Genomic DNA, 24,271 nt, shown 5'->3' on the forward strand with positions numbered 1-24,271 from the left:
GTCAGTCCTCCTCGTCGAATGCGGGCGCGTGCTCGCGGGCGTACTGGACGTAGCTGTTGCTCACGCCCTGGGGAACCATGGGCCACACCATGGAATCCGCGCTGACGACGAAGTCGATGACGACGGGGCGGTCGTTCGTCTCGAGGGCGAGCGCGATCGCAGCATCCACTTCGTCCTCCGTCTCGACGCGGATGGCGAGGCAGCCGTAGGCCTCCGCCAACTTCACGAAGTCGGGGATGCGCACGGTTCCGTGCCCCGTGTTCAGGTCCGTGTTCGAGTGGCGTCCGTCGTAGAACAGCGTCTGCCACTGACGCACCATGCCCAGTGACGAGTTGTTGATGATCGCGACCTTGATCGGGATGTTGTTGATCGCGCAGGTGGCGAGCTCCTGATTGGTCATCTGGAAGCAGCCGTCGCCGTCGATCGCCCACACCACACGGTGAGGCTCGGCGACCTTCGCTCCCATGGCCGCGGGCACGGAGTATCCCATGGTGCCCGCTCCCCCGGAGTTCAGCCAGGCGTTGGGGCGCTCGTACTTGATGAACTGAGCCGCCCACATCTGGTGCTGGCCGACGCCGGCAGCGTAGATGCCCTCGGGGCCGGTGAGCTCACCGATCCGCTGGATCACATGCTGAGGCGCGAGCAGCCCGTCCGTGGTGGGCGCGAATCCGAGAGGGAACTCGGTACGCAGGCCGTCGAGATACGACCACCACTCCTCGGTGTCGGGAGCGGAAGCGCCGATCGCGCCGCGGAAGGCCGATTCGAGATCGACCAGCACGTCGCGCACATCACCGACGATCGGCACGTCCGCCGTGCGGATCTTGGAGATCTCGGCCGGGTCGATGTCGACGTGCACGACCTTCGCGTTCGGGGCGAACAGCGCGGCCTTGCCTGTCACGCGGTCGTCGAACCTCGCTCCGAGCGAGACGATGAGGTCGGCCTCCTGCAGCGCCAGCACGGCGGGAACCGTGCCGTGCATGCCGGGCATGCCGAGGTGCTGCTGGTGCGAGTCGGGGAAGGCGCCGCGCGCCATCAGTGTCGTCACGACCGGCGCGTTGGTGGTCTCGGCCAGCGCGAGCAGCTCGGCCGAGGCACGACCGCGGATCACTCCGCCGCCGACGTAGAGAACCGGCTTCTTGGCGCTCGCCAGCAGTGCGGCGGCCGCCTGGATCTGCTTTCCGTGCGCCTTCGTGACCGGACGGTACCCCGGCAGATCGATCTTCGCCGGCCAGATGAAGGGAGCCATGGCCTGCTGGGCGTCCTTCGTGATGTCCACGAGCACCGGTCCCGGGCGTCCCGTCGAGGCGATCTCGTACGCCGCGGCGATCGCACCCGGGATCTCGGATGCGTCCTTCACGAGGAAGGAGTGCTTCGTGATGGGCATCGTGATGCCGACGATGTCGGCCTCCTGGAAGGCGTCGGTGCCCATCAGCGTCGAGAACACCTGCCCGGTGATCGCGAGCAGCGGCACCGAATCCATGTACGCGTCGGCGATCGCCGTGACCAGGTTGGTCGCACCGGGACCCGATGTCGCGATGCACACTCCGACCTTGCCCGACGACGACGCGTAGCCTTCGGCGGCGTGTCCGGCGCCCTGCTCGTGACGGACCAGGATGTGTCGGAGCTCCGACGCATCCATGAGCGGGTCGTACACAGGGAGGATCGCTCCGCCCGGGAGTCCGAAGACGTCCTTGACGCCGAGGAGCTCGAGGGTGCGGACGACAGCCTCGGCGCCGGAGATCTCCGGCGCGGCGGACTTGGGTGCGGGTGGCCTCGGCACGGCCGAGGCGGTGTCGGCAGTCATGACACTCCTTCTGATGGTCTGTTGGCGACGTCGGCGGCCCGGGGGCCGGAAGCGACGCGGATCAGCCGGTCGTCGCGCCCTCGGCGGCGGACCGCACGAGACGCGAGTACTTGGCAAGAACGCCACGGGTATAGCGCGGGGGTAGCGGCTCCCAGCCAGAGCGGCGGGAGGCGAGCTCCGTCTCGTCGACGAGTAGGTCGAGAGAGCGAGCTGCGATATCGACCCGTATCAGATCACCATCGCGCACGAAGGCGATGGGACCTGCGTCCACCGCTTCGGGTGCTATGTGGCCGATGCACAGGCCGGTTGTGCCGCCTGAGAATCGTCCGTCAGTCAAGAGTAGTACATCTTTTCCGAGCCCCGCGCCCTTGATGGCCGCGGTGATCGCGAGCATCTCTCGCATGCCCGGCCCACCCTTGGGGCCTTCGTAGCGGATCACGATGACGGTGTTCTTGTCGATCTCGCCGTTCGCGACGGCGTCCATCGCCGCACGCTCGCGCTCGAACACGCGCGCGGTGCCTTCGAACACCGCGGCGTCGAAGCCCGCGGTCTTGACGACGGCTCCCTCCGGGGCGAGCGATCCGTGCAGGATCGTCAGGCCGCCGGTCGCGTGGATCGGGTTGTCGAAGGTGTGGATGACCTCGCCGTCGATCGGCATCGGGTCGAGGTCCGCGAGGTTCTCCGCGAGCGTCTTGCCGGTCACGGTCAGCGCGTCGCCGTGCAGCAGACCCTCGTCGAGCATCGCTTTCATGATGACCGGGATGCCTCCGTGGCGGTCGACGTCGTTCATGACGTACTTCCCGAAGGGCTTCATGTCCGCCACGTGCGGCACCTTGTCGCCGATGCGGTTGAAGTCGTGGAGGCTCAGATCCACCTCGGCTTCGCGAGCGATCGCGAGGAGGTGCAGCACGACGTTGGTCGAGCCGCCGAGCGCCATCGCGAGGGCGATCGCGTTCTCGAACGCCTCCTTGGTGAGGATGTCGCGGGTCGTGATGCCCTGACGGAGCAGATTCACGACGGCCTCGCCCGAGCGGTGGGCGAAGTAGTCGCGACGACGATCGGCCGCGGGCGGAGCCGCGGAGCCGGGCAGGCTGAGACCGAGGGCCTCTGCCACGGACGCCATCGTGTTGGCGGTGTACATGCCACCGCAGGCGCCTTCGCCGGGAGCGATCGCGCATTCGATGCGCTTGAGGTCCTCCTCGCTCATGAGACCCGCGCGGCAGGCGCCGACGGCCTCGAACGAATCGATGATCGTGACGTCCTTCTCGGTGCCGTCCGACAGCTTCACCCATCCGGGTGCGATCGAGCCCGCGTAGAGGAACACGCTCGACAGGTCGAGACGCGCGCTGGCCATCAGCATGCCGGGGATCGACTTGTCGCATCCTGCGAGCAGCACCGAGCCGTCGAGACGCTCGGCCATCATGACCGTCTCGACCGAGTCGGCGATGACCTCTCGCGACACGAGCGAGAAGTGCATGCCCTCATGGCCCATCGAGATGCCGTCGGAGACGGAGATCGTGCCGAACTGCAGCGGGTAGCCTCCACCCGAGTGCACGCCCTCCTTCGCACCCTGGGCGAGCCGGTCGAGGCTCAGGTTGCACGGAGTGATCTCGTTCCAGCTCGACGCGATGCCGATCTGCGGCTTGTCCCAGTCGGCGTCGCCCATGCCGACGGCACGGAGCATGCCTCGGGAGGTCGTCGCCTCGATGCCGTCGGTGACGACGCGGCTGCGGGGTTTGATGTCGATGGGCGCGCTGGTGGAGGGATCATGCGAGGACATGACGGAAGTCTATTCCCGCCGGGAGGTGCGCTCGTCCGCCAGCGCCTCCAGAAGCAGCGCGATCTCTTGTGGATTCTCCACACGAAGCTCGGCTGCGGTCTCCCCCGGTCCCACGCGCACGCCCAGATCGTCGCCCGTCAGCACGCGCATCGCGTCTTCGTCGGTGACGTCATCGCCCGCGAAGAGGATGGCGGTCGCATCGAAGTGCTCGCGCAGAGCAGTCATCGCGGCGTCCTTGCCCTCGCTCCGAGACGAGAACTCCAGCACGCGGTGCCCCGAACGCCGCCGCCAGTGCGGGAACCGCGCCGCGACGAGCGCGTCGATCTCGCCGAACACCGCGGTCTCCACCTCCGGGGTGGCCGTGCGGGTGTGCACTCCCATCCCGAACGTCTTGGGCTCGAGTTCGGCGCCCTCGTAGCGATCGATGATCGGGCGCGCGGCCTCCCACAGCTCTTCGCGGGATCCTTCCGCGGTCCCCGCCTCGTCCGTCACGGCGTCGCCGACCCCGGGGTACCAGTACTGGGCGCCGTGCGAGCCGGCCAGAGCGATCAGCGAGTCGTCGGTGTGCTCGGTGATGACCCTCAGATCGTGCATGCTGCGGCCGGACACGTACGCCATGACCGTGTCCGGGATCGACGCCAGGCGCGCGACCTGCACGGCGACCTCGGGAAGCGCACGCGCGGCCATCGGGTCGGGCACGAGAGGCGACGCCGTGCCGTCGAAGTCCAGCGCGATGACGAGTCTTGGGGTGGCGGCGATGCGGCTCAGCGCCGGGTCTGCGGATCCGGGGGTCCAGCTGCGGGTCACGAAGGTCTCCAATCGAGGCGGCGTCCTCCCAGTATGACCCGGCCGATCAGCGTCCGCGGACCTCCGCGAGCGCACGCAGGAACGACGACGACCACGCGTTCACGTCGTTCTCGAGCACGCGGCGCCGCAGCGAACGCATGCGCTTGCCCTGCTCGGCGGGCGTCATCGTCACAGCCGTCATGATCGCGTCCTTCAACCCGGCGATGTCGTGCGGGTTGACCCGCACCGCCTGCCGCAGCTCGTCCGCGGCACCCGTGAACTCGCTCAGCACGAGGACACCGCGATTGTCTGCGCGGGTCGCGACATACTCCTTCGCGACGAGGTTCATGCCATCGCGGAGCGCCGTCACGAGCATCACATCGGCCGCGAGGTAGAGCGCGACCATCTCCTCGCGCGGATACCCCTGATGCAGATAGCGGATCGCCGTGTGACCCATGGTGTCGTGATCGCCGTTGATGCGTCCGACCGCGAGCTCGATCTCGTCGCGCAGGTGCACGTACGCATCGACCCGCTCTCGACTCGGGCTCGCCACCTGCACGAACGTGACGTCGTCGACGCTCAGGAGACCGTCTTCGAGGAGCTCGCCATACGCCTTGATCCGGTGACGGATCCCCTTCGTGTAGTCGAGCCGGTCGACTCCGAGGAGGATCTTCTTGGGATTGCCGAGGCTCTCCCTGATCTCGGCGGCACGTGCCCGCACGTCGGGCCGAGCCGCGAGCTCGAGGTACGGCGTGGTGTCGATCGAGATCGGGAACGCTCTCGCGACCGCGGTGCGCGAGCCTCCGTCGGCCGTCGGGATCGTGACAGCCGATCCTCTGACCTCGTGCCGCAGTCGCCGGCGGACGGCGGTCAGGAAGTAGGTGGCGTCCTGCGCACGCTGGAATCCGATCACATCGGCCCCGAGGAGCCCCGTGAGCACCTGATCGCGCCAGGGCAGCTGGGCGTAGAGCCCGTGGGCCGGGAACGGGATGTGGTGGAAGTAGCCGATCGTGACGTCCGGGCGGAGCTCGCGGATCATCTGCGGCACCAGCTGCAGCTGGTAATCGTGCACCCAGACCGTGCCGTCCTGTGCAGCCACGTCGGCAGCGGCCTGCGCGAACCTGCGGTTGACCCGGACATACGCGTCCCACCACTCACGGTGATACTGCGGCGGCGCGATGACGTCGTGGTACAGCGGCCAGATCGTGTCGTTCGCGAAACCCTCGTAGTAGTCGGCGACCTCATCGGTGCTGAGGGGCACCGGCACCAGGTCGATCCCGTTGATCTCGAACGGCTCCAGCTCGACGTCCGGCTGGCCCGGCCATCCGACCCATGCGCCGTGGGCGCTGCGCATCATCGGCTCGAGGGCCGCCACGAGACCGCCCGGAGATGTCCGCCACTCGTCCTCGCCGTCGGGACCCACCACCCGGTCGACCGGGAGGCGGTTGGCGACGACGACGAAATCTGCGGCTGGCATGGAGCTCCTTGGCACTGCGAAGGCGATGGACCTCAGACTGCTGGGGTCTGTTCCGAGAGTACGCGAGACGCGGTCGCACTCAATCGCCAGTTGACAAGGCCCGCCGCGAAGGCTATCCCTGCGGCGATGATCGGAAGAAGCAGCGCGGCGCCGGTGCCCGCGTTCTCCGCGAGCTCTCCCGCCACCGCAGCGCCGAGCGACTGTCCGACCACGATGCCCGAACCGAGCATCGTCATGACCGTCGCAGAGCGTCCGAGCGGGCTTCGGGCCGCGCCGAAGCTGTATTGAGTCACGAGCGTCGGTCCGATGCCGACCCCCATGATCGCCAGCGCGAGCATCATCATCGCTGGCGTGTCGACGAACAGCAGGAGCGTGCTCCCGGCGAGCAGGATGCCGGCGAAGACCAGCCACCGCGCTCGGAGCGTGAACGCCGCCGGAAGCCAGGCGACTCCGAGAGCCAGGATCGCGGATCCCACGCCCATGACGCCGTAGAGCAGACCGGCCTGCTCAGGAGCGCCGCGGTCGGCCATGAACGAGGTGAGCGAGGTGAGCATGGTGCCGAAGAACATGCCGACGCCGAGGATCCCGAGGACGATGACGAGCAGTCGCGGTCGGAAAAGCTCGGACGCCGCCGACGGCGCGCGCCCGTCACTGTCCCGGTGCACCGACACGGCCCGTGCGCTGGGGTGCAGCGCGAACGCACCGACGAACACGACGGTGAGCACGGCCGCACCGACGAGCGGTGCCCACGGCGAAAATGCCGAGGCGAGGATGCCGACGATGAACGGCCCGAAGACGAACACGGTCTCGTCCGCCGCCGACTCGTAGGCCATGGTCCCGGAGGTCGTCCGCGCCCGAACCGCCTCGGGCATCCGGTCGGCGATCAGTGTGACGAGTCGGGATCGCGACAGGGGCGCCACCTGCGGAGCCGTGGCGCCGATGCCGATCGCGGCGATCAGCACCAGCGCATCGGCCGCATCGGCGTACACGACGACGGTGAAGAGCAGCAGCATCGCTCCGTTCGCGATCGCCAGTATCAGGAGCACGGTGCGCTGACCGAAACGATCGGCCGCCGCCCCCAGCAGCGGGCCGAAACAGGCTGTGCCCAGCCCGACCGCCGCCGACGTGAGGCCGCCGAGTGAGAGCGAGCCGCGCGCCGAGACGACGACGGTCAGCACACCCACCACCATCATGGCGAAGGGCAGTCTCGCGATGAACGCGATCACGAAATACGGGAGCCCCGCCGTGCGGAGCAGGCTCGGAGTGGGCGACGTCTGCGACGAGGTCGCGGTGGGCGCCGAAGAAGATACGTGTGTCATGGCTCTCGCGCGCCCGAGGACGCGGGGTCGGGTGCCGCCGCTGTCCGCCGGAGGACCGGCGGCCGGTAGATACACGGGGTGCGGACGCGGCCGAACCGCGACTCCCCCACCCTATCGCAGGCTCCTGCGAATGGGCCGGGCATCGGATCGGTGCGTGCCAGACTCCTCCGTTGCTGTCAAGGCACGGCACGGCCGCCGCCGGTGAGGGTAGCGTGAGGGCATGAACTACCTCTCGGGTACCGGACTCATCGGCGCGATCATGACCGGGGCCACCCTGCTCCGCGGCTCCCGTGACACCAAGATCACGTGGCGCTCGGCGCTCGCGTGGGTGAGCTGGGCCATCAGCCTCGCACTCGCGATCGGCGCGGTGATCGACACGCGTCGTGCCAGGAAGGGACTCCCGGTGTCACCTGATTCGCCCGTGTACGCGAAGCAGCAGAAGGAGTTCCACAAGAAGGCGAAGAAGAACCCGCGGGACGTCGACCTCTCGAAGCGCTGATGCGGACGCGGCTCACCGTGTGAGGATCAGCGCCTCGCCCTGACCTCCACCTCCGCAGAGCCCCACGGCTGCAGTGCCTGATCCTCGACGCGCCAGTTCGTGTGCCATGTGCACCACCAGGCGCGTCCCCGATGCTCCGATCGGGTGACCTATCGCGATCCCGCCGCCGTGGATGTTGACGATATCGCCGGATAGGCCGAGTTCGACCTGCGACCGCGCCACGACCGCTCCGAATGCCTCGTTGATCTCGACCAGATCGAGGTCGGCCGGCAGGATGCCCTGCTTGGCACACGCGCGCTCGATGGCGCGGGCCGGCTGAGCCTGCAGCGAGTTGTCGGGTCCGGCCGTCTGACCGCTCGCCCCTACGGTGACCAGGACGCTCCACCCGGCGGACGCCGCCCTGCCGCGCGTCGTCACGACGACGGCCGACGCTCCGTCGGAGATCTGCGACGAGTTGCCCGCGGTGATCGATCCGCCTTCCGCGAAGGCGGCACGCAGGCCGCTCAGCGACTCGATCGTGGTGTCGGGACGGATGCCTTCGTCCGCCGACACGACGAGGGGTTCTCCGCGACGCTGCGCGACGGACACGGGAACGATCTCGTCGTCGAACACGCCTCGCGCCTGCGCATCGGCGGCGCGCTGGTGGGACAGCGCCGCGACCTCGTCCTGCGCGGCACGGGTCACCGCGTAACGGGCGTTGTGGCGCTCCGTCGACGCCCCCATGCTCTCGCGGTCGTAGGCGTCGGTCAGCCCGTCGTAGGCCATGTGATCGAGCACCTCGACGCTGCCGTAGGTCCACCCCTCGCGCGACCCCATGAGGAGATGCGGTGCGCGGGTCATCGACTCCATCCCGCCCGCCACCACGACCTCCGCGTCGCCCGTGCGGATCATGCGGGCCGCGTCGATCACGGCGGTGAGGCCCGAGAGGCACACCTTGTTGATCGAGTGCGCCGGCACACTCCATCCGATGCCCGCCCCGATGGCGGCCTGGCGCGCCGCATTCTGACCGGATCCGGCCGCGAGCACCTGACCCATGATGACGGCGTCGACCTCGGTCGCGTCAACGTGCCCCTGCTCGAGCGCCCCGCGGATCGCGAAGGATCCCAGTTGCGGTGCGGTGAAGCCGGACAGCTGCCCCTTGAGTCGGCCCTGTGGGGTGCGCGCTGCCGCGACGATGACGATGTCGTCGGCATCCGAAAGCGTGGTGTCGGTCATCAGGGGATCCTTCCGTCGTTCATTCATCAGTGCTCGGGACGGTCAAGACCGTCCCCGTCGCGGCTACCACTTCTTCCACCGAGACCCCGGGAGCGGTCTCGACGAGCACCAGCCCCGCATCCGTGACGTCGATCACCGCGAGGTCGGTGATGATGCGATCGACGACCCTCCGGCCGGTGAGCGGAAGCGAGCATTCATCCACGATCTTCGCGGAGCCGTCCTTCGCGACGTGTTCCATCAGGACGATGACGCGTCGTGCTCCGTGCACGAGGTCCATGGCCCCTCCCGGCCCCTTGACCATCTTGCCCGGGATCATCCAGTTGGCGAGGTCGCCCTGCGCCGACACCTGCATCGCTCCCAGGATCGCGGCATCGATCTTCCCCGCGCGGATCATGCCGAAGCTCAGCGCCGAATCGAAGAACGCCGCACCCGGCAGCACCGTGACTGTCTCCTTGCCGGCGTTGATGAGGTCGGGGTCCACATCCGACTCCCGGGGGTAAGGACCCACGCCCAGGATCCCGTTCTCGGACTGCAGCACCACGGTCACCGACGCGGGCACATGATTCGGCACGAGCGTCGGCAGCCCGATCCCGAGATTCACATACGAGCCGTCCTGCAGTTCTGCGGCTGCTCGGGCCGCCATCTCGTCGCGTGTGAGCGCCATCTCAGGCCCCTTCCACGGCGACCGTGCGCCGCTCGATGCGTTTGGTGATGTCGGAGCCGACCTCGATGATGCGGTGCACGTACACACCCGGCAGGTGGATGCGGTCGGGATCGAGCTCGCCCGGGTCGACGAGATGTTCCACCTGCGCGATGCACACGCGGCCCGCCATGGCTGCCAGCGGGTTGAAGTTGCGCGCCGCCTTGTTGAAGATCAGGTTGCCGTGTCGGTCGCCCGCGAGGGCATGGACCAGGGCGAAGTCGGTGGTGATCGCCTCCTCGAGCACGAACTCGTGCGGAGTCCCGTCGATGTCGAACGAGCGCACTTCCTTCTCGGGCGACGCGAGCGCGATCGTGCCGTCCGAGTGGTAGCGGCGCGGAAGCCCGCCCTCTGCGACCTGCGTGCCCACACCGGTCTGTGTGAAGAACGCGGCGATGCCCGATCCCCCTGCCCGGAGCTTTTCGGCCAGGGTTCCTTGAGGGGTGAGTTCGAGTTCGAGCTCACCCGACAGGAACCGACGCTCGAACTCCTTGTTCTCCCCCACGTACGACGACGTCATCTTGCGGATCCGTCCCGCACCGAGGAGGACTCCCAGACCCCAGTCGTCGACGCCGCAGTTGTTGCTCACGACGCTGAGGTCGGTCGTCCCTTGTGCCAGGATCGCCTCGATCAGCGCTATCGGGTTGCCGGAGAGTCCGAATCCCCCCACCGCGAGCGATGCTCCGTCTTGGATGTCCGCCACGGCTTCCGCGGCGGATGCTCTCTGCTTGTCGATCACGCATGCTCCTTCGAAAACGTGCCTGGGTACAGGATCGCCCCTGCGGAGCGCCCGGCGCGAGCCCACTCTTGCGATGTGGACCGATCCGGCATTAGCGTCCACATCATGGAACATGAGTCGCGAGCGGTCCCCGGAGCTCAGGCGATCGCCCGCGCAGCGGCGCTGCTGCGTCTCGTCACCGCGAGCGGTGCCGGCGGAGCCGCTCTGCACGAGCTCGCCCGGTCGTCCGGTCTCACCCGGTCCACGACCCACCGCCTCCTGTCAGCTCTGCGAGCGGAGGGGCTCGTCGATCGCGATGAGGCGTCGACGAAGTGGATGCCCGGCCCCGAGCTCTATCTGATGGGCAGCGTCGCAGCAGCGCGGTACGACGTCACGGGGCTCGCGCGCGACATCGTCCGATCGCTCGCGGTCAAGACCGAGGAGAGCGCGTTCCTCTCGGTGCGTCGCGCAGACGAGACCGTGTGCCTCGTGCGAGAAGAAGGGGCTTTTCCGATTCGGTCGTTCGTACTCAGCGAGGGGATCCGCTTCCCCCTCGGAGTCGCGAGCGCCGGGCTCGCCATCCTCGCCTTCCTCCCTGACCACGATGTGGACGCCTACTTCGATCGCCACCCGCGGCTGGAGCAGGAGTGGGGGGCGCCGCACGGAGCCGCCCCGTTGCGCGCTCGCCTCGCCGAGACGAAGGAACGGGGCTACGCCGTCAATCCGGGTCTGATCGTCGAGGGCAGCTGGGGGCTCGGCGCCGCCGTCTTCGACCGCTCGGGTCGTCCGGAATGGGCGTTGAGCCTGACGGGCGTGGGGTTCCGATTCGGGCCCGACCGGCTCCCCGAACTCGGCCGCACGCTTCTCGCGCACGCGCACCAATTGTCTGCACGGATCGCCGGCGTGCGCCGATAATCACTCGGCGCGCATCGCTGCAGAACGGTACATACCAAAAGGTATATACTTGATGGTATGAACCGTATCGATGTGATTCCCTCCCTCGTGCTCTCGGGGTACGCGCTGGGTCGGATCGCCGCGCAGGACGCCGGCAACGACGCCCCCGCCGCACAGTGGCGAGTTCTCAGCCTGCTCGAGCTCGCCGGCCCTCAGCGGGTCGGAGAACTCGCGACCGCAGCCCGCACCACTCAGCCCGGGATGACCAGGCTGATCGGCACTCTGGAGCGCGAGGGCTTGGTGCGGCGATCCCCGGTGCCCGAGGACTCCCGCGCCATCGCAGTCCACATCACAGCCGCCGGTTCCGACGCTCTGAACGCTTGGCGTGCGGAGTTCCGCGACACTCTCGCTCCGCGCTTCGCCGGTCTCGACGACGACGACTGGAGCGTCCTCACCCGCGCCGCCGAGATCCTGGCGGCGCACACCACCAACGACTCGACAGGAGTGAACCGGTGACGAGCACCACTACATCCATCTGGAAGCAACCCGCTCAGGTCTGGGCGGTCGCATTCGCATGCGTCGTCGCGTTCATGGGAATCGGATTGGTCGACCCCATCCTCCCCGCGATCGCGGAGTCCCTGCAGGCCAGCCCCGTCGAGACCGAGCTGCTGTTCACGAGCTACCTCGCCGTGACGGGTCTCGCGATGCTGGTGACGAGCTGGATCTCGAGTCGCATCGGCGCGAAGAAGACCCTTCTGATCGGGCTCGCGCTGATCGTCGTGTTCGCCTTCCTCTGCGCCGTGAGCGGCAGCGTCGATGCGGTCATCGGATTCCGCGCGGGCTGGGGTCTCGGCAACGCGCTCTTCATCTCGACGGCACTGGCCACCATCGTCGGCGCCGCGTCGGGCGGCAGCGCAGCGGCGATCGTCCTCTACGAGGCTGCGCTCGGACTCGGCATCGCCATCGGCCCCCTGCTCGGGGGGATCCTGGGCGAGCAGAGCTGGCGCGCGCCGTTCTTCGGCGTGGTCGCGCTCATGGCGATCGCCTTCCTCGCGGTTCTGGTGCTGCTCCGCGGCCCGGAGGGGAAGCGCACTCCGATCCCGTTCTCCGCTCCGTTCGTGGCACTCCGGCGACCTGCACTGGCGGTTCTCGCCGTCGCGGCGTTCTTCTACAACATCGGCTTCTTCATCCTCCTGGCCTTCTCGCCGTTCCCGCTGGGCTTCGGTGCCATGGGGATCGGATTCACCTTCTTCGGGTGGGGCGTCGCACTCGCGATCACGAGCGTGTGGGCCGCTCCCCTGCTGATGCGCCGGATGTCGCGCACCCGCGTCATCCTGACGGTCCTCCCCCTCCTCGCGATCGATCTCATCGTCGCCGGCGTCCTCGTCGAATCCGCGGCCGCCCTGGTGACCTGCATCGTCGTCGGCGGTCTCCTGCTCGGGATCATGAACACCGTGCTCACCGAGGCAGTCATGGAGGCGACCGATCTCCCGCGTTCCGTGGCCTCCTCCGCCTACTCCTCCGTGCGCTTCCTCGGCGGGGCCGTGGCGCCCCCGCTGGCCGCGGCCCTCTGGCACGCATTCAGCGCGACAGTGCCGTATCTCGTCGCCGCAGGTGCGATCCTCATCGCAGCCGCCGTGATCTTCCTCGGCCGATCGACGCTGGCGCACATCGACGATGAGCCCGCAGATGCCACCGTCGAGGATGCTGAGGCCATCCTGCTCGGCGATGCCGCGTGAGGGAGGGGTACGCCGGGGATGCCCCGGGGCGCTGGGCTTCGCTACGGTGATGCGATGACCTCGCTCCCCGAACGCAGCCTTCTCGTGAAGCAGCACCTCGACGAGGCCGGCATCCGTGCCGACATCGTCGTCCTCCCCGAATCGGCGCGAACCGCGGCCGACGCCGCGGCAGCGATCGGCTGCGAGATCTCGGCGATCGCCAACAGCCTGGTCTTCCTCGCCGACGGGAATCCGGTGCTGGTGATGACGAGCGGCGGACACCGCGCCGATCTGGGGACTCTGGCCCGCAGCATCGGGGCGGACGAGGTGAGCATGGCGCCCGCGGCGGTCGTCCGTGAGTGGACGGGACAGGCGATCGGCGGGGTCGCGCCCGTGGGGCACCCCGCACCCCTGCCGACCTACATCGACGAGACCCTGCGATCGCACGATCGGATCTGGGCGGCCGCCGGACATCCGCACACCGTCATGCCCCTGACCTTCGATTCGCTTCAGGCGCTGACCCGCGGCATCGTCATCCCCGTCGCCTGACCGGAGACTCCCCCCATCGGAGAGACGAGGTCACCGGGGAGATGACGAAGGCCCGAGCCTACGCACCTCGGACGTCGCATACGCCATGACGTGAGCCGCGTCGAACGCGTCCTGACCGCATCCCGACTGCCGCACGGGCGGCATCGTCGCCGACCCCAGCCTGAGAAGCAGAAAAGCCCCGATGACTGGCGAGAGTCATCAGGGCTTATCCGTGCACCCCCTGGGACTTGAACCCAGAACCCACTGATTAAGAGTCAGTTGCTCTGCCGATTGAGCTAGAGGTGCGTGGCCCGGGAAACCCCCGGCCGAGGAATAACATTACCAGCCGATCATGCCGAGGCGAAATCGGGGCGGGCGATACGTGCGCGCCGCGCGTGTCGCCCCATGTCGCGCACACCGAGGCACCGGATTCCGGACGGTTATCCTGAAGTGGTGACCGCTTCCCCGCACTCCGCCGATTTCAGCCGCGACCTCGAGCTGGCGCTCAGGCTCGCAGACGCCGCCGACGAGCAGTCGCTGCCGCGCTTCGACAGCGCAGATCTCCAGATCTCCACGAAGGCGGACCGATCGCACGTCACGGACGCCGATCTGGCGACCGAGCGCGCGATCCGGGCGATCCTCACCGACGAGCGTCCGCGCGACGGCATCCTGGGTGAAGAGTTCGGCACCGAAGGCACCGCCGAGCGACAGTGGATCATCGATCCGATCGATGGGACCGCGAACTTCCTTCGCGGCGTGCCGCTGTGGGGCACGATGATCGCGCTCGCGATCGACGGTGTACCGCAGGTGGGCGTGGTCAGCATGCCGGCGCTCGGACGGCGATGGTGGGCGTCGTCGGGAGCGGGCGCTTGGACCGCGACCGACGCTGGACCACGTCGCGTGCAGACGTCTGCCGTCTCATCGTTGGACGACGCGAGCGTCAGCTTCCAGAGCATCACGCAGTGGGCCGAGGCCGGACGACTCCCCCAGCTCCTGACCTTGGCCGATCGAGTGTGGCGAGATCGTGCATACGGCGACATCTACGCGTACATGCTGCTCGCCGAAGGGCGGCTCGACATGGTCGCCGAGTTCGGAGTCAAGGAGTATGACATCGCAGCCGCCGTCCCGATCGTGCGCGAGGCAGGGGGACGCATGACCGGCTTCGACGGCGCAGAGACGATCTCCGACCTGTCGGCACTGGCGAGCAACGGCACTCTGCACGACGCGTTCCTCGAGCTGCTGCACGACTGATCACCAGGACGAAGGCATCGATGACTCCCCGCATCGCCTCAGCCCTCAGTGGCATCCTGCTCGGAGTTGTCGCACTCACCGGCTGCTCCGTCGCCGCACCTGAGCCCGACTCCGCGTCTCCGGCTCCACGACCCTCTGCGACGACATCCGCAGAACCCGTCACCTCACCGTCTCCGTCACCCTCTGCGAGTCCGGCACTGCCCACCTGCGACGCGATGATCTCCGAGGGCACTGTCGAGGCGTTCACAGACCTGGGGTGGACGTTCGAGGAGAAGGAGTTCGTCATCGGCGACGTGACGATGTCCGAGGGGCTGCTGTGCTTCTGGGCCGACTACTCCGTCGCGTCCGACCACGGGCAGCTGTACGGATGGTCGGAGATCACCCCGGAGGATGCCACCCGTGCGCAGTCATCCCTCCTGTCACAGGGCTGGACCCGCGAGGATGGCCCCGAGGGCATCTACATCACGGAGGATCCGCAGTTCTCCATGGGCACCGACGAGGCCGGGTACGGCATGACGTATCTGTTCGGCGACGGCTGGGTCAAGGTCGCCGACACCAGAGAGGGTCTCATCCTGATCGACTGGGCCGGCTGAGCGCCCGTCGCCGCCTTCGAGACGAGCGGCGGTAGGGTCGCAGTCATGACAGGAGAGCCCTCGCTGCTGCAGGTCGCGTCCGAGCTGTACTCCGGGCCGCTCGACGAGTTCATCCCGGAAAGGAAGAAGCGCGCCCGTGAGATCGGGGCGACGAATCCGTCCTTGGCCTCCGACATCAACGCTCTGCGCAAGCCATCGCTCGCCGCCTGGGTCGTCAACGTGTTCGCGAGCGAACGAGCCGAGCAGCTCGCCGAAGCGCTCGAACTGGCCCGACAGCTGCGCGAAGCGCAGGACGATCTCGACGCCGCAACCCTCAGCCAGCTCGGCCGCGAACGCCGCGCCCTCACCGCGCGTCTCGCATCGATGGCTGCCGAGCTCGCAACGAGTCGAGGCGAGCGAGTCACTGCAGCCACGCGAGAGTCGGTGAACCAGACTCTTGCCGCCGCATTCTTCGATGCCACGGCGGCGGCCGCCGTCTCGTCAGGGCGGCTCGTCCGTGCCCTGGAGCCTCAAGGCACGTTCTCCGATGCCATGGCAGAGACCCTCGTCGGCGGGGGCACGCCCGCCGCGCCCGCGACGGAGAGCCGTTCGAACGACGAGGTCGCAGCCCGTCGACGACGTCGCGACGCCGAACGCGAGTTGCGCGACGCCCGGCGGACGCGAGACCAGGCAGCCGAAGATGCGGCGCACGCCGAGCGCGAGCTCCGCGAGACGGCACGCGCCTCGGAGACCCTCGCAGCACGCGCAGCGGCACTCGAGAAGGAGCTCGAGGCGGTGAGGCGCGACATTGACCGCACTCGACGAGAACACGAGCGCACCACGGTAGCGCAGCATGACGCCGCAGCCCGGCTCACCGACGCCGATGAGGCACTGAAGCAGGCAGAAGACGCGCTCGAGCGTCTGCGCTGACCTCCCAGGCCCAGCGGAGGACGGTGCGGCTGCCCGCCCACATCTAACCCGTCGGCAGCTGTCATCGCAAGGCTCTGGTTCTTGCGAAACCACCCGAGCTACCGTCCCAATGGCCACGAAGACTGGCTACGGGCCGACGTCGTCCCCAGCGATGTCGGCAGGTGCCCCGCACGGTCCCCAGCCTGCGGGGCACCATCTCTTTCACACTCCACCGACTGTGAAGCGAGCAGCTCATGAATCGATCAGAACCACTCGTCCAATCCGTGTCAGGCAAGATCCATGTCGCCACGTGCGACCGCGTGGTCCAAGATGGAAGCTTCCGTGACCGCAGGTCACCTTCACCGACGGAATCATGCGAACCATCGCGCCGTCAGAACTCCTCGAGCTTGTGGCAGAACGCCCGTAGGCGCGACCGCAGGACGTCCGGGAACGAGTCACCCCAACACGAACAAGGCCCGCCCCCTGGTGATCCCAGGGGGCGGGCCTTGTTGCTCGTGACAGCGACCTGGTGGAGCTGGGGGGAATCGAACCCCCGTCCAACGCTGAGTCTCCACGCCTTCTCCGGGCGCAGTCTGTGCAGACGTTCTGCTCGGCTCCGACCTTTGTCACAGACACCTAAGTCGACGAGCCCAGCCTGGGAAGAGTCCCACGTGACGTCCAGACGCCATCACGCAGCAAGATTCCTAAATGACGCCAGGATCCGTACCGGAATCACATACGGCCTGACGGACTATCGGGCTCGCTTATGCAGCGAGGGCGAAGTCGTTGCGCTTGGTTTCGGCAACTATTTTTTTGCAGAGAGCGTTTACGAGATAACTCTGCATCCTCGGCCCGCTTCTCGTGGATTCACAGGCGCTGTCGAAACCGATCAGCCCCGTGGTCCTTCTCTCGAAGGAGCCGCTGTCACACTATGGATTTTTCACACCGGGAACCAGAAGTACCCGAGCATCACAGACTACAACGTTCGCGGCGCCTGCGCCATTCCACGGGCGGCCGGGCCCTCGCGTAGAGTCGCTCCATGAGCGAAGTCACCGTCACCGTCCGCGGCGAGCACGAGGCGCGCGTCGCCCCCGAACGCGTGATCATCCGGGTCAGTGTGCGCGCAGATGGCGCCGAGCGCGCGGCCGTGGTCGATCAGGTCATGCAGCTCGCCCAGCCCGTGCGCGACAGCATCGCCGCACGTCGGGATGACGGCTCCGTCGTCGAGTGGACGAGTAGACAACTCTCGGTTCGCGCCGAGCGCCCGTGGAACAACGAGGGCGTGCGCCTGGAGCCGGTGTACTACGCCAGCATCGATCTCACCGCGACCTTCACCGAGGCCTCCGAGCTCTCACTGTGGGTGAGCGACATCTCGACCTGGGAGGGAGTGGAGGTGGGTTGGGTCGACTGGCATCTCACCACCGAGACGCGTCTGCGCATCGAACGTGCCGTCGCGGCCGAGGCGGTCGCCGTGGCCGTCACCCGTGCGCAGGCGTACGCCACCGCTCTCGGACTCGGCAACGTCGAACCCGTCGAGATCGCCGATTCCGGGCTCATCAGCCCCGGTGGCGCTCAGCCTTTCACCGGCGCGGCCAAGATGCGCGGGGCGATGACGCAGCAGGCAGACGCGGGAGCGCCGTCGATGGAGTACGAACCCGACGAGATCGTCGTCTCAGCCACAGTGGAGGCGCGTTTCCGCGCTCGCTGAGGCTGAGGTTCACGCCTCGACGGCGAAGGGTGCCAGGTCGGCGGCGAGCCGTTCAGACACGCGCGCATGCACGACGGTGCCGTCTTCGCTGTGATCGACGGACAGCAGCATCCCGGTCTCATGGATCGCCGCAACCAGATCGCCGCGATCGTAGGGGACGACCGCGTGCACCTCGACCGCCGGCTGAGGAAGAGCCTCCTCGATCGCCGCCCGGAGCTGCTCGATGCCCTCGCCCGATCTCGACGAGACGAAGTGGGCCTTGGGCTCGAGGCCTTGCAGCACCAGTCGCTCGTCGTCGGCGATCAGATCGGCCTTGTTGAACACCACCAGCTCTGGCATGTCGCGGACGCCGACGTCGCCCAGCACGTCTCTGACGGTCTGCAGCTGGCCGGCCGGGTCGGGGTGTGATCCGTCGACGACGTGCACCACGACGTCCGCGTCGCCGACCTCCTCCAGAGTCGAGCGGAAGGCTTCGACGAGCTGGTGGGGCAGATTGCGGACGAAGCCGACCGTGTCGGTGAGCGTGTAGACGCGACCATCTGCGGTCTCCGTCCGGCGCACCGTCGCGTCGAGCGTCGCGAACAGCGCGTTCTCCACCAGCACGCCCGCGCTTGTGAGCGCGTTCAGCAGGCTGGACTTGCCGGCGTTCGTGTACCCCGCGATCGCGACGGAGGGAATCGTGTTGCGTCGGCGCTCGGCGCGCTTGGCCTCTCGCGCCGGACCGAAGTCGCGGATCTGACGGCGCAGCAGGGCCATCTTGGTGCGGATGCGACGGCGGTCGAGTTCGATCTTGGTCTCACCCGGGCCACGCGAGCCCATACCCGCCCCGCCCGCACCGACCTGACCACCGGCCTGGCGGCTCATCGAATCGCCCCAACCGCGCAGACGCGGAAGAAGGTATTCGAGCTGTGCGAGTTCGACCTGGGCCTTGCCCTCACGGCTCTTGGCATGCTGGCTGAAGATGTCGAGGATCACCGTCGTGCGGTCGATGACCTTCACCTTGACGACGTCCTCGAGCGCACGACGCTGGCTGGGGGCGAGCTCGGTGTCCGCGATGACCGTATCCGCTCCCGTCGCGGCGACGATGTCCTTGAGCTCCTGCGCCTTGCCGCGTCCGATGTAGGTTGCGGCGTCGGGGTGCGGCCTCCGCTGCAGCACTCCGTCGAGCACGACAGCCCCTGCGGTCTCTGCCAGTGCGGCGAGCTCGCGCAGGGAGTTCTCGGCGTCGTCCTGGGCACCCTGCGGGTAGACCCCGACGAGCACGACATTCTCGAGACGCAGCTGGCGATACTCGACCTCGGTGACGTCCTCGAGTTCGGTCGACAGACCGCCGACACGTCGCAGAGCGTGTCGGTCCTCGAGATCCCACTGGTCACCGTCTGACGAGGCATGCGACGCGGTGGACGAATCCTGAAGCGCTTGGGCTGCTCCGAACACACGGGGTTCCGTGCGCTTCTCGGCGTTGGCGAGCACGCGCTCGACTGCGCCGTCGTCAGTGGTGGGTGTGGTGCTGTCCGTCATCCGGTCCTTGTCTCTGGGTTTTGTTGCGAGCCTTAACCTTAGCCCGCACTGTCCGCTACGCTCACGGTATGGGGTCCGATCACTACTTCACTGCGGCCCCGGCAAGCCCCGAGAACCTGCGCTCACTCCGTGTGAGTCTCGCAGGCCGTGAGCTGGACGTCACGACTGCTGGCGGCGTCTTCAGCCCGGATCGGCTGGATGCCGGTACTGCCGTCCTACTCGCCAACATGCCGCCTGTCCCGCCGGGAGGCAATCTTCTCGACCTCGGCAGCGGATGGGGTCCCATCACGCTGACCATGGCACTCGCCGCTCCGCACGCCACGGTGTGGGCGGTCGACGTCAACGAGCGGGCCCTCGACCTGGTCCGCAGGAATGCGAAGGCGTTGGGCCTCACCAATGTCAACGCCTCACTGCCCGGCGATGTTCCCGAGAGTGTGTCTTTCCGCACCATCCGCTCCAACCCGCCGATCCGTGTCGGCAAGAGCGAGCTGCACGGTCTCCTCGAGAAATGGGTGCCTCGGCTCGACGAGCGCAGCGACGCGTGGCTCGTGGTGCAGCGGAATCTCGGAGCGGACTCACTGCAGCGGTGGCTCGCAGCGACGTTCCAGCCGGGCTTCAGCGTGCACCGCACCGCGACGGCGAAGGGCTACCGGGTGTTGAAGGTTCGCAAGCACGGGTCACCGCCCACGGAGCCGATCGCGCTGGCCGGACTGGATTCCTGATCCAGGTCGCTCCCCCGGGCCGGTCGAAGCGAACGGCCTGATCGCGCGAATCCCGACGCCTCGTCAGAGCAGATCGACCTCGCCGCTGAACACCAGCTGCGCAGGACCCGAGAGGGCGACATGCTCGCCGTCTTCGGCGGGGAACATGCGGACGCCGAGCGTGCCACCGGGAACCTCGACCCGCCAGTGGTTCGGCGCCTGCTCCCCCGCCCAGTGCCGTACGGCGAGTGCGGTCGCAGCGACGCCGGTGCCGCAGCTGAGAGTCTCGCCCACTCCTCGTTCCGATACCCGCATCCTCACGTGACCGACCCCATCGCGCACGAGGGGCTCGCCGGGCACGACGAACTCGACGTTCGCGCCGTCAGGCAGCCGCGGATCGAGTTCGGGCGCGCGGTGCAGTTCGAGGGATGCCAGTTCGGCATCGGACGCGAGAGCCACGACCACGTGGGGATTGCCGACGTCGATTCCGAGGCCAGGTCGGGTGACCGCCAAGCCCTCCGCCGTCACGAGAGGGTCTTGGCCGGAGAGCTTCCACGCCCCGAGATCGACCTGATACCCGGTCTCGCTGCGCGTGACGTCGCGGACTCCTGCCCGCGTGCCGATCGGCAGGGTCGATCCGGGCTCGATCGTCGCGAGCCCGGAGCGGACGAGATAGTGCGCGAACACACGGATGCCGTTGCCGCACATCTCGGCGATCGAACCGTCGGCGTTTCGATAGTCCATGAACCACTCCGCATCCGGCTCCTCGTCGAGCGCGGCCCGGCCCTCGGTGATCGCAGCGGACCGGACCACCCTGAGGATGCCGTCGGCACCGATCCCGAAGTGGCGGTCGCACAGCACGGCGACCTGCTCAGCCGTCAGATCGAGGGTGCCGTCGGGGTCCGCGATGATGACGAAGTCGTTGCCCGTGCCGTGACCCTTGGTGAATGCGACCATGCGAACAGTCTAGGGATTCGCATCGATCGGCGATGACGAGCGGTGTGGCGGTGGTCGCACCGTGAGCTGCCCGGCGTCAGCCCGCGGCCGCCTGCTGACTGTGCGCGGCCGGCTTGACCACCCGATAGCGTCCGCACATGAAGTTGCGGTTGCGAGCGACCTCGATGAGCTCGAGGTCTAGGGCGCGCGGGAGGAGCGGTGCCCCCTCTCCGAGTGTCACGGGCGCGAACTGCACCCACACCTCGTCGAGCAGACCGGCATCGGCGAACTGCCCGGCGAGATCGCCCCCGCCGACGACCCAGAGGTTCTTGTCTCCTGCGGCCTCGAGCATCTCATCGTGCAGCGCTGCTACGGAGCCCTGCACACGGCGGACATCACCGTCGGTCGGCAGTTCGATCTCGCGGTGTGTGAAGACCCAGGTGGGCTGCGCGTACCCCCATCGACCGCCCTCGTGTCGCATCACCCATTCGAAGGTCGATGCTCCCATCGCCAGCGCCCCGACCTCCTTCTCGAAGGCGGGATAGGCCATCGGCCCGTCTTGGTCGATCTCCTGCGTCAGCAACCAGTCCAGCGAGTGCTCCATCGTCGCGATGAAGCCGTCGAGGCTGGATGCGGTGTAGTAGTGAGTCGCCATGCTCCGAGCGTCTCATCGACCACCGACATCTCACGACGGCACGATCCGCTCGGCCGCCGTCAGGATTCGAGTACGTCTCGCGCTCGTGCGGGAGCATCGTGCCACACGAGTTCGGCATAGCGCTTGAACCACGAGACCTGCCGCCGTGCGTAGCGACGGGTGAGCGCCTGCGTCTCCGCGATGGCTTCCTCGCGCGTGAGCCGCCCTTCGAGCTGCCCCAGCGCCTGTGCATAGCCGATGGCACGCCGGGCTGTCACGCCGCGCTCGAGTCCGCGCGCACGGAGGGCGTCGACCTCCGCGATGAGCCCCGTCTCCCACATGCGCTCGACCCTGGTGTCGAGGCGCTCGACGAGCGCTGCGCGATCGAGTCGGACGCCGATGATCCGAGTGTCCGAGCACCACAGCTCGGGACGATCGGGCAATGCCGCTCCGTGCGTCGATCCGCCCTGCTCGAGGACCTCAAGAGCGCGGATGATCCGCCGCCCGTTGCGCGGGTCCACCCGCGAGGCCGTCTGGGGATCCTGCGCCTGCAAGCGCCGCAACAGCGCACCGACACCCTCCGACTCGAGCTCATGCTCGAGTCGCGAGCGGATCGCGGCGTCGCGGGGAGGAAAGGAGAAGTCGTAGACGACGCTGGAGACGTAGAGACCCGAACCTCCCACGAGGATCGCATCCCCGCCCCGCGCGTGGATGGCGTCGATCGCCTCTCTCGCGAGCGGCTGATACCAGGCCACTGCGGCCTCTTCGTCGACGTCCCGGACATCGAACAGGTGGTGAGGAATACCGCGTCGCTCGGACTCCGGGACCTTCGCCGTACCGATGTCCATGCCCCGGTAGAGCTGCATGGCATCGGCGTTGACGATCTCAGCCGGGTTGCCGCGCTCGCGCAGCATCTCTGCCAGATCGAGGGCGAGATCGCTCTTACCCGTCCCGGTGGCTCCGACCACCGCCCACAGCCGCCGCGACGGTGGGTGTGTCACACGCCCACGCGAAGCGTCGGAAGCCCAAGCGAGACAGCTCGCGGCGCGCCGTCTGCATCGTTCGTCGCCGGCACGGCGCACGACTCGGCCTGGCTGCGATCCCATGCGTCTCCGCCGCGCGTGCGACGGATGCGCAGCGGGGCGCCCGTCGGGTCGTCGGCGAGAAGGTGGAAAGGAGCCGCGTGCGAGATGGTCACGACGACGGCGTCGCCGGGCCGCGGCAACGCCGATCCCGGGGTGACCTCGAAGTGCACCAACCGATTGTCCTGCGCCCGACCCGTCAGCCTGTGGGTCTCGGCGTCCTTCTTGCCTTCACCGGTCGAGACGAGGACTTCGACTTCGCGACCGATCTGCTTGTGGTTCTCCTCGAGCGAGATGCGCTCCTGCAGCGCGAGCAGGCGGTTGTAGCGTTCCTGGACGACTGCCTTGGGAACCTGTTCCTCCATGGTCGCCGCCGGTGTTCCCTCGCGAATGGAGTACTGGAACGTGAAGGCGCTGGCGAACCTGGCCTTCTCGACGACCCTCATCGTGTCCTCGAAATCCTCGTCGGTCTCTCCGGGGAATCCGACGATGATGTCCGTCGTGATCGCCGCGTGCGGGATCCTCTCCCGGACACGATCGAGGATGCCGAGGAACCTCTCGCTCCGATAGGAGCGGCGCATCGCCTTGAGGATGCGATCGCTCCCCGATTGCAACGGCATGTGCAGCTGCGGCATGACATTCGGGGTCTCGGCCATGGCGTCGATGACGTCGTCCGTGAAAGCGGCCGGGTGCGGGCTCGTGAACCTGACGCGTTCGAGCCCCTCGATCTCCCCCACTGCGCGGAGCAGCTTGCCGAACGCCTGCCGATCGCCGAACTCGACGCCGTAGGAGTTGACGTTCTGACCCAGCAGCGTCACCTCGATGGCACCGTCGTCGACGAGCAGCCGGATCTCGTTCAGAATGTCGCCCGGGCGGCGGTCCTTCTCCTTGCCGCGAAGACTCGGCACGATGCAGAACGTGCACGTGTTGTTGCAGCCCACCGAGATGGAGACCCATCCGCTGTGCGCCGAATCGCGTTTCGTCGGGAGCGTGGAGGGGAACACCTCGAGCGATTCGAAGATCTCGAGCTCCGCCTCGCCGTTGTGACGCGCGCGCTCGAGCAGACCGGGAAGGGAACCCATGTTGTGGGTGCCGAACACGACGTCGACCCACGGGGCCTTGTCGAGCACCGCCTGCTTGTCCATCTGCGCGAGGCAGCCGCCCACCGCGATCTGCATGCCGTCCTTGCGACGCTTCACCGATGCCAGCTGCCCGAGCGTGCCGTAGAGCTTGCCTGCCGCATTGTCACGTACAGCGCAGGTATTGATGATCACGACGTCGGCCTCGTCGCCGTCGGTCGCGCGGACGTAGCCGGCACTCTCGAGCGACCCCGACAGCCGCTCTGAATCGTGGACGTTCATCTGGCAGCCGAACGTGCGCACCTCATAGGAGCGCTGACGTCCACCTGGCTCGATTGCTGCTGGCGACGATGCGATGATCGTCGGTTCACTGCGCGGGATAGTCATGATGATCCCATTGTACGAGCGAGCACGGTCGCGACCACCGCGTGCCGAGGGTG

General features: G+C 67.8%; 23 protein-coding genes, 1 tRNA gene and 1 other RNA gene. 10 read left to right on the forward strand and 15 right to left on the reverse strand.

The annotated features are described in order from the left end of the window. Position 1 precedes the first annotated feature (1 nt). From RWO82_RS00380 to RWO82_RS00400, 5 genes are all read right to left on the reverse strand, one after another. Positions 2-1,804 carry an acetolactate synthase large subunit gene (locus tag RWO82_RS00380; protein WP_314422068.1) on the reverse strand — a complete coding sequence of 601 codons (1,803 nt, stop codon included), beginning with the start codon at positions 1,802-1,804 and terminating at the stop codon, positions 2-4. 61 nt (positions 1,805-1,865) lie between these two features. After that, the gene (ilvD, locus tag RWO82_RS00385; protein WP_314422069.1) at positions 1,866-3,584 is read right to left on the reverse strand and encodes a dihydroxy-acid dehydratase; all 1,719 of its coding nucleotides are present in this window, start codon (positions 3,582-3,584) and stop codon (positions 1,866-1,868) included. Between the two features lie 9 nt (positions 3,585-3,593). Further along, entirely contained in the window at positions 3,594-4,391 is a 798-nt protein-coding gene (gene otsB, locus RWO82_RS00390) for a trehalose-phosphatase (protein WP_314422071.1), read from the reverse strand. A 46-nt stretch (positions 4,392-4,437) separates the two neighbouring features. Next, positions 4,438-5,847, reverse strand: coding sequence for a trehalose-6-phosphate synthase (locus RWO82_RS00395; RefSeq protein ID WP_314422073.1), 1,410 nt, complete (start codon positions 5,845-5,847; stop codon positions 4,438-4,440). A 32-nt stretch (positions 5,848-5,879) separates the two neighbouring features. Continuing rightward, the gene (locus tag RWO82_RS00400; protein WP_314422074.1) at positions 5,880-7,166 is read right to left on the reverse strand and encodes an MFS transporter; all 1,287 of its coding nucleotides are present in this window, start codon (positions 7,164-7,166) and stop codon (positions 5,880-5,882) included. A gap of 220 nt (positions 7,167-7,386) precedes the next feature. Here RWO82_RS00400 and RWO82_RS00405 point away from each other — a divergent pair, with 220 nt between their 5' ends. Then, entirely contained in the window at positions 7,387-7,665 is a 279-nt protein-coding gene (locus RWO82_RS00405) for a hypothetical protein (protein ID WP_314422075.1), read from the forward strand. Positions 7,666-7,677: 12 nt separating this feature from the next. On the opposite strand, the gene RWO82_RS00410 is transcribed toward RWO82_RS00405, so the two are convergent. From RWO82_RS00410 to RWO82_RS00420, 3 genes are read right to left on the reverse strand one after another with little or no spacing between them, the layout of a single operon-like run. Further along, positions 7,678-8,880 carry an acetyl-CoA C-acetyltransferase gene (locus RWO82_RS00410; RefSeq protein WP_314422076.1) on the reverse strand — a complete coding sequence of 401 codons (1,203 nt, stop codon included), beginning with the start codon at positions 8,878-8,880 and terminating at the stop codon, positions 7,678-7,680. Between the two features lie 19 nt (positions 8,881-8,899). Next, positions 8,900-9,544 (reverse strand): CoA transferase subunit B, encoded by a 645-nt coding sequence (locus RWO82_RS00415; RefSeq protein WP_314422078.1) that lies wholly within the window; start codon positions 9,542-9,544, stop codon positions 8,900-8,902. A gap of 1 nt (position 9,545) precedes the next feature. Then, positions 9,546-10,319, reverse strand: coding sequence for a CoA transferase subunit A (locus RWO82_RS00420; protein WP_314422079.1), 774 nt, complete (start codon positions 10,317-10,319; stop codon positions 9,546-9,548). Positions 10,320-10,424: 105 nt separating this feature from the next. Between RWO82_RS00420 and RWO82_RS00425 the strand changes: the two genes are divergently transcribed. The 4 genes from RWO82_RS00425 to RWO82_RS00440 are packed head-to-tail and all read left to right on the forward strand — an operon-like array spanning position 10,425 to position 13,459. Beyond that, a complete protein-coding gene (locus RWO82_RS00425; RefSeq protein ID WP_314422080.1) occupies positions 10,425-11,213 on the forward strand; it encodes an IclR family transcriptional regulator in 789 nt (262 codons plus the stop codon). Between the two features lie 57 nt (positions 11,214-11,270). Further along, the gene (locus RWO82_RS00430; RefSeq protein ID WP_314422081.1) at positions 11,271-11,708 is read left to right on the forward strand and encodes a MarR family transcriptional regulator; all 438 of its coding nucleotides are present in this window, start codon (positions 11,271-11,273) and stop codon (positions 11,706-11,708) included. Next, a complete protein-coding gene (locus RWO82_RS00435) occupies positions 11,705-12,931 on the forward strand; it encodes an MFS transporter (RefSeq protein ID WP_314422083.1) in 1,227 nt (408 codons plus the stop codon). Before RWO82_RS00430 ends, RWO82_RS00435 begins: the two co-directional genes overlap by 4 nt. 54 nt (positions 12,932-12,985) lie before the next feature. Continuing rightward, a complete protein-coding gene (locus RWO82_RS00440; RefSeq protein ID WP_314422085.1) occupies positions 12,986-13,459 on the forward strand; it encodes a YbaK/EbsC family protein in 474 nt (157 codons plus the stop codon). Positions 13,460-13,671: 212 nt separating this feature from the next. On the opposite strand, the gene RWO82_RS00445 is transcribed toward RWO82_RS00440, so the two are convergent. Next, positions 13,672-13,744, reverse strand: a tRNA-Lys gene (locus RWO82_RS00445). Between the two features lie 147 nt (positions 13,745-13,891). Between RWO82_RS00445 and RWO82_RS00450 the strand changes: the two genes are divergently transcribed. Genes RWO82_RS00450 through RWO82_RS00460 form a run of 3 tightly spaced genes read left to right on the forward strand, consistent with a single transcriptional unit; the run spans position 13,892 to position 16,191 of the window. Then, a complete protein-coding gene (locus RWO82_RS00450; protein WP_314422086.1) occupies positions 13,892-14,689 on the forward strand; it encodes an inositol monophosphatase family protein in 798 nt (265 codons plus the stop codon). Positions 14,690-14,709: 20 nt separating this feature from the next. Beyond that, positions 14,710-15,282, forward strand: coding sequence for a hypothetical protein (locus tag RWO82_RS00455; RefSeq protein WP_314422087.1), 573 nt, complete (start codon positions 14,710-14,712; stop codon positions 15,280-15,282). Positions 15,283-15,327: 45 nt separating this feature from the next. Further along, a complete protein-coding gene (locus tag RWO82_RS00460; protein ID WP_314422088.1) occupies positions 15,328-16,191 on the forward strand; it encodes a transposase in 864 nt (287 codons plus the stop codon). Between the two features lie 506 nt (positions 16,192-16,697). Here RWO82_RS00460 and ssrA read toward each other — a convergent pair. Further along, positions 16,698-17,067, reverse strand: a transfer-messenger RNA (tmRNA) gene (ssrA, locus tag RWO82_RS00465). Between the two features lie 142 nt (positions 17,068-17,209). Between ssrA and RWO82_RS00470 the strand changes: the two genes are divergently transcribed. Then, positions 17,210-17,878, forward strand: coding sequence for an SIMPL domain-containing protein (locus tag RWO82_RS00470; protein ID WP_314422089.1), 669 nt, complete (start codon positions 17,210-17,212; stop codon positions 17,876-17,878). Positions 17,879-17,887: 9 nt separating this feature from the next. Here the strand turns inward: RWO82_RS00470 and hflX are convergent, their stop codons facing one another. After that, entirely contained in the window at positions 17,888-19,399 is a 1,512-nt protein-coding gene (hflX, locus tag RWO82_RS00475) for a GTPase HflX (protein ID WP_314422090.1), read from the reverse strand. 68 nt (positions 19,400-19,467) lie between these two features. Here hflX and RWO82_RS00480 point away from each other — a divergent pair, with 68 nt between their 5' ends. Next, positions 19,468-20,121, forward strand: a complete 654-nt coding sequence (locus tag RWO82_RS00480) for a methyltransferase (RefSeq protein ID WP_314422092.1) — start codon at positions 19,468-19,470, stop codon at positions 20,119-20,121. A gap of 63 nt (positions 20,122-20,184) precedes the next feature. Here the strand turns inward: RWO82_RS00480 and dapF are convergent, their stop codons facing one another. From dapF to miaB, 4 genes are all read right to left on the reverse strand, one after another. Further along, the gene (gene dapF / locus RWO82_RS00485) at positions 20,185-21,057 is read right to left on the reverse strand and encodes a diaminopimelate epimerase (RefSeq protein WP_314422093.1); all 873 of its coding nucleotides are present in this window, start codon (positions 21,055-21,057) and stop codon (positions 20,185-20,187) included. A gap of 76 nt (positions 21,058-21,133) precedes the next feature. Continuing rightward, positions 21,134-21,691: a dihydrofolate reductase family protein gene (locus RWO82_RS00490; RefSeq protein ID WP_314422094.1), complete on the reverse strand. Its 558-nt coding sequence runs from the start codon at positions 21,689-21,691 to the stop codon at positions 21,134-21,136. Between the two features lie 59 nt (positions 21,692-21,750). After that, positions 21,751-22,671, reverse strand: a complete 921-nt coding sequence (gene miaA, locus RWO82_RS00495; RefSeq protein WP_314422096.1) for a tRNA (adenosine(37)-N6)-dimethylallyltransferase MiaA — start codon at positions 22,669-22,671, stop codon at positions 21,751-21,753. Further along, positions 22,668-24,218, reverse strand: coding sequence for a tRNA (N6-isopentenyl adenosine(37)-C2)-methylthiotransferase MiaB (gene miaB / locus RWO82_RS00500; RefSeq protein WP_314422098.1), 1,551 nt, complete (start codon positions 24,216-24,218; stop codon positions 22,668-22,670). Before miaB ends, miaA begins: the two co-directional genes overlap by 4 nt. Positions 24,219-24,271 lie beyond the last annotated feature (53 nt).

The organism is uncultured Microbacterium sp., assembly GCF_963521645.1.
Taxonomy (GTDB): domain Bacteria; phylum Actinomycetota; class Actinomycetes; order Actinomycetales; family Microbacteriaceae; genus Microbacterium.

Bases quoted from the DNA above. Each gene is read 5' to 3' on its own strand.
- RWO82_RS00395 (WP_314422073.1), bottom strand. From the start codon at position 5,847: ATGCCAGCCGCAGATTTCGTCGTCGTCGCCAACCGCCTCCCGGTCGAC.
- ilvD (WP_314422069.1), bottom strand. From the start codon at position 3,584: ATGTCCTCGCATGATCCCTCCACCAGCGCGCCCATCGACATCAAACCC.
- RWO82_RS00490 (WP_314422094.1), bottom strand. From the start codon at position 21,691: ATGGCGACTCACTACTACACCGCATCCAGCCTCGACGGCTTCATCGCG.
- RWO82_RS00460 (WP_314422088.1), top strand. From the start codon at position 15,328: ATGACAGGAGAGCCCTCGCTGCTGCAGGTCGCGTCCGAGCTGTACTCC.
- RWO82_RS00405 (WP_314422075.1), top strand. From the start codon at position 7,387: ATGAACTACCTCTCGGGTACCGGACTCATCGGCGCGATCATGACCGGG.
- RWO82_RS00470 (WP_314422089.1), top strand. From the start codon at position 17,210: ATGAGCGAAGTCACCGTCACCGTCCGCGGCGAGCACGAGGCGCGCGTC.
- miaB (WP_314422098.1), bottom strand. From the start codon at position 24,218: ATGACTATCCCGCGCAGTGAACCGACGATCATCGCATCGTCGCCAGCA.
- RWO82_RS00380 (WP_314422068.1), bottom strand. From the start codon at position 1,804: ATGACTGCCGACACCGCCTCGGCCGTGCCGAGGCCACCCGCACCCAAG.
- RWO82_RS00455 (WP_314422087.1), top strand. From the start codon at position 14,710: ATGACTCCCCGCATCGCCTCAGCCCTCAGTGGCATCCTGCTCGGAGTT.
- RWO82_RS00400 (WP_314422074.1), bottom strand. From the start codon at position 7,166: ATGACACACGTATCTTCTTCGGCGCCCACCGCGACCTCGTCGCAGACG.
- RWO82_RS00430 (WP_314422081.1), top strand. From the start codon at position 11,271: ATGAACCGTATCGATGTGATTCCCTCCCTCGTGCTCTCGGGGTACGCG.
- RWO82_RS00480 (WP_314422092.1), top strand. From the start codon at position 19,468: ATGGGGTCCGATCACTACTTCACTGCGGCCCCGGCAAGCCCCGAGAAC.
- dapF (WP_314422093.1), bottom strand. From the start codon at position 21,057: ATGGTCGCATTCACCAAGGGTCACGGCACGGGCAACGACTTCGTCATC.
- hflX (WP_314422090.1), bottom strand. From the start codon at position 19,399: ATGACGGACAGCACCACACCCACCACTGACGACGGCGCAGTCGAGCGC.
- RWO82_RS00415 (WP_314422078.1), bottom strand. From the start codon at position 9,544: ATGGCGCTCACACGCGACGAGATGGCGGCCCGAGCAGCCGCAGAACTG.
- RWO82_RS00425 (WP_314422080.1), top strand. From the start codon at position 10,425: ATGGAACATGAGTCGCGAGCGGTCCCCGGAGCTCAGGCGATCGCCCGC.
- RWO82_RS00410 (WP_314422076.1), bottom strand. From the start codon at position 8,880: ATGACCGACACCACGCTTTCGGATGCCGACGACATCGTCATCGTCGCG.
- RWO82_RS00440 (WP_314422085.1), top strand. From the start codon at position 12,986: ATGACCTCGCTCCCCGAACGCAGCCTTCTCGTGAAGCAGCACCTCGAC.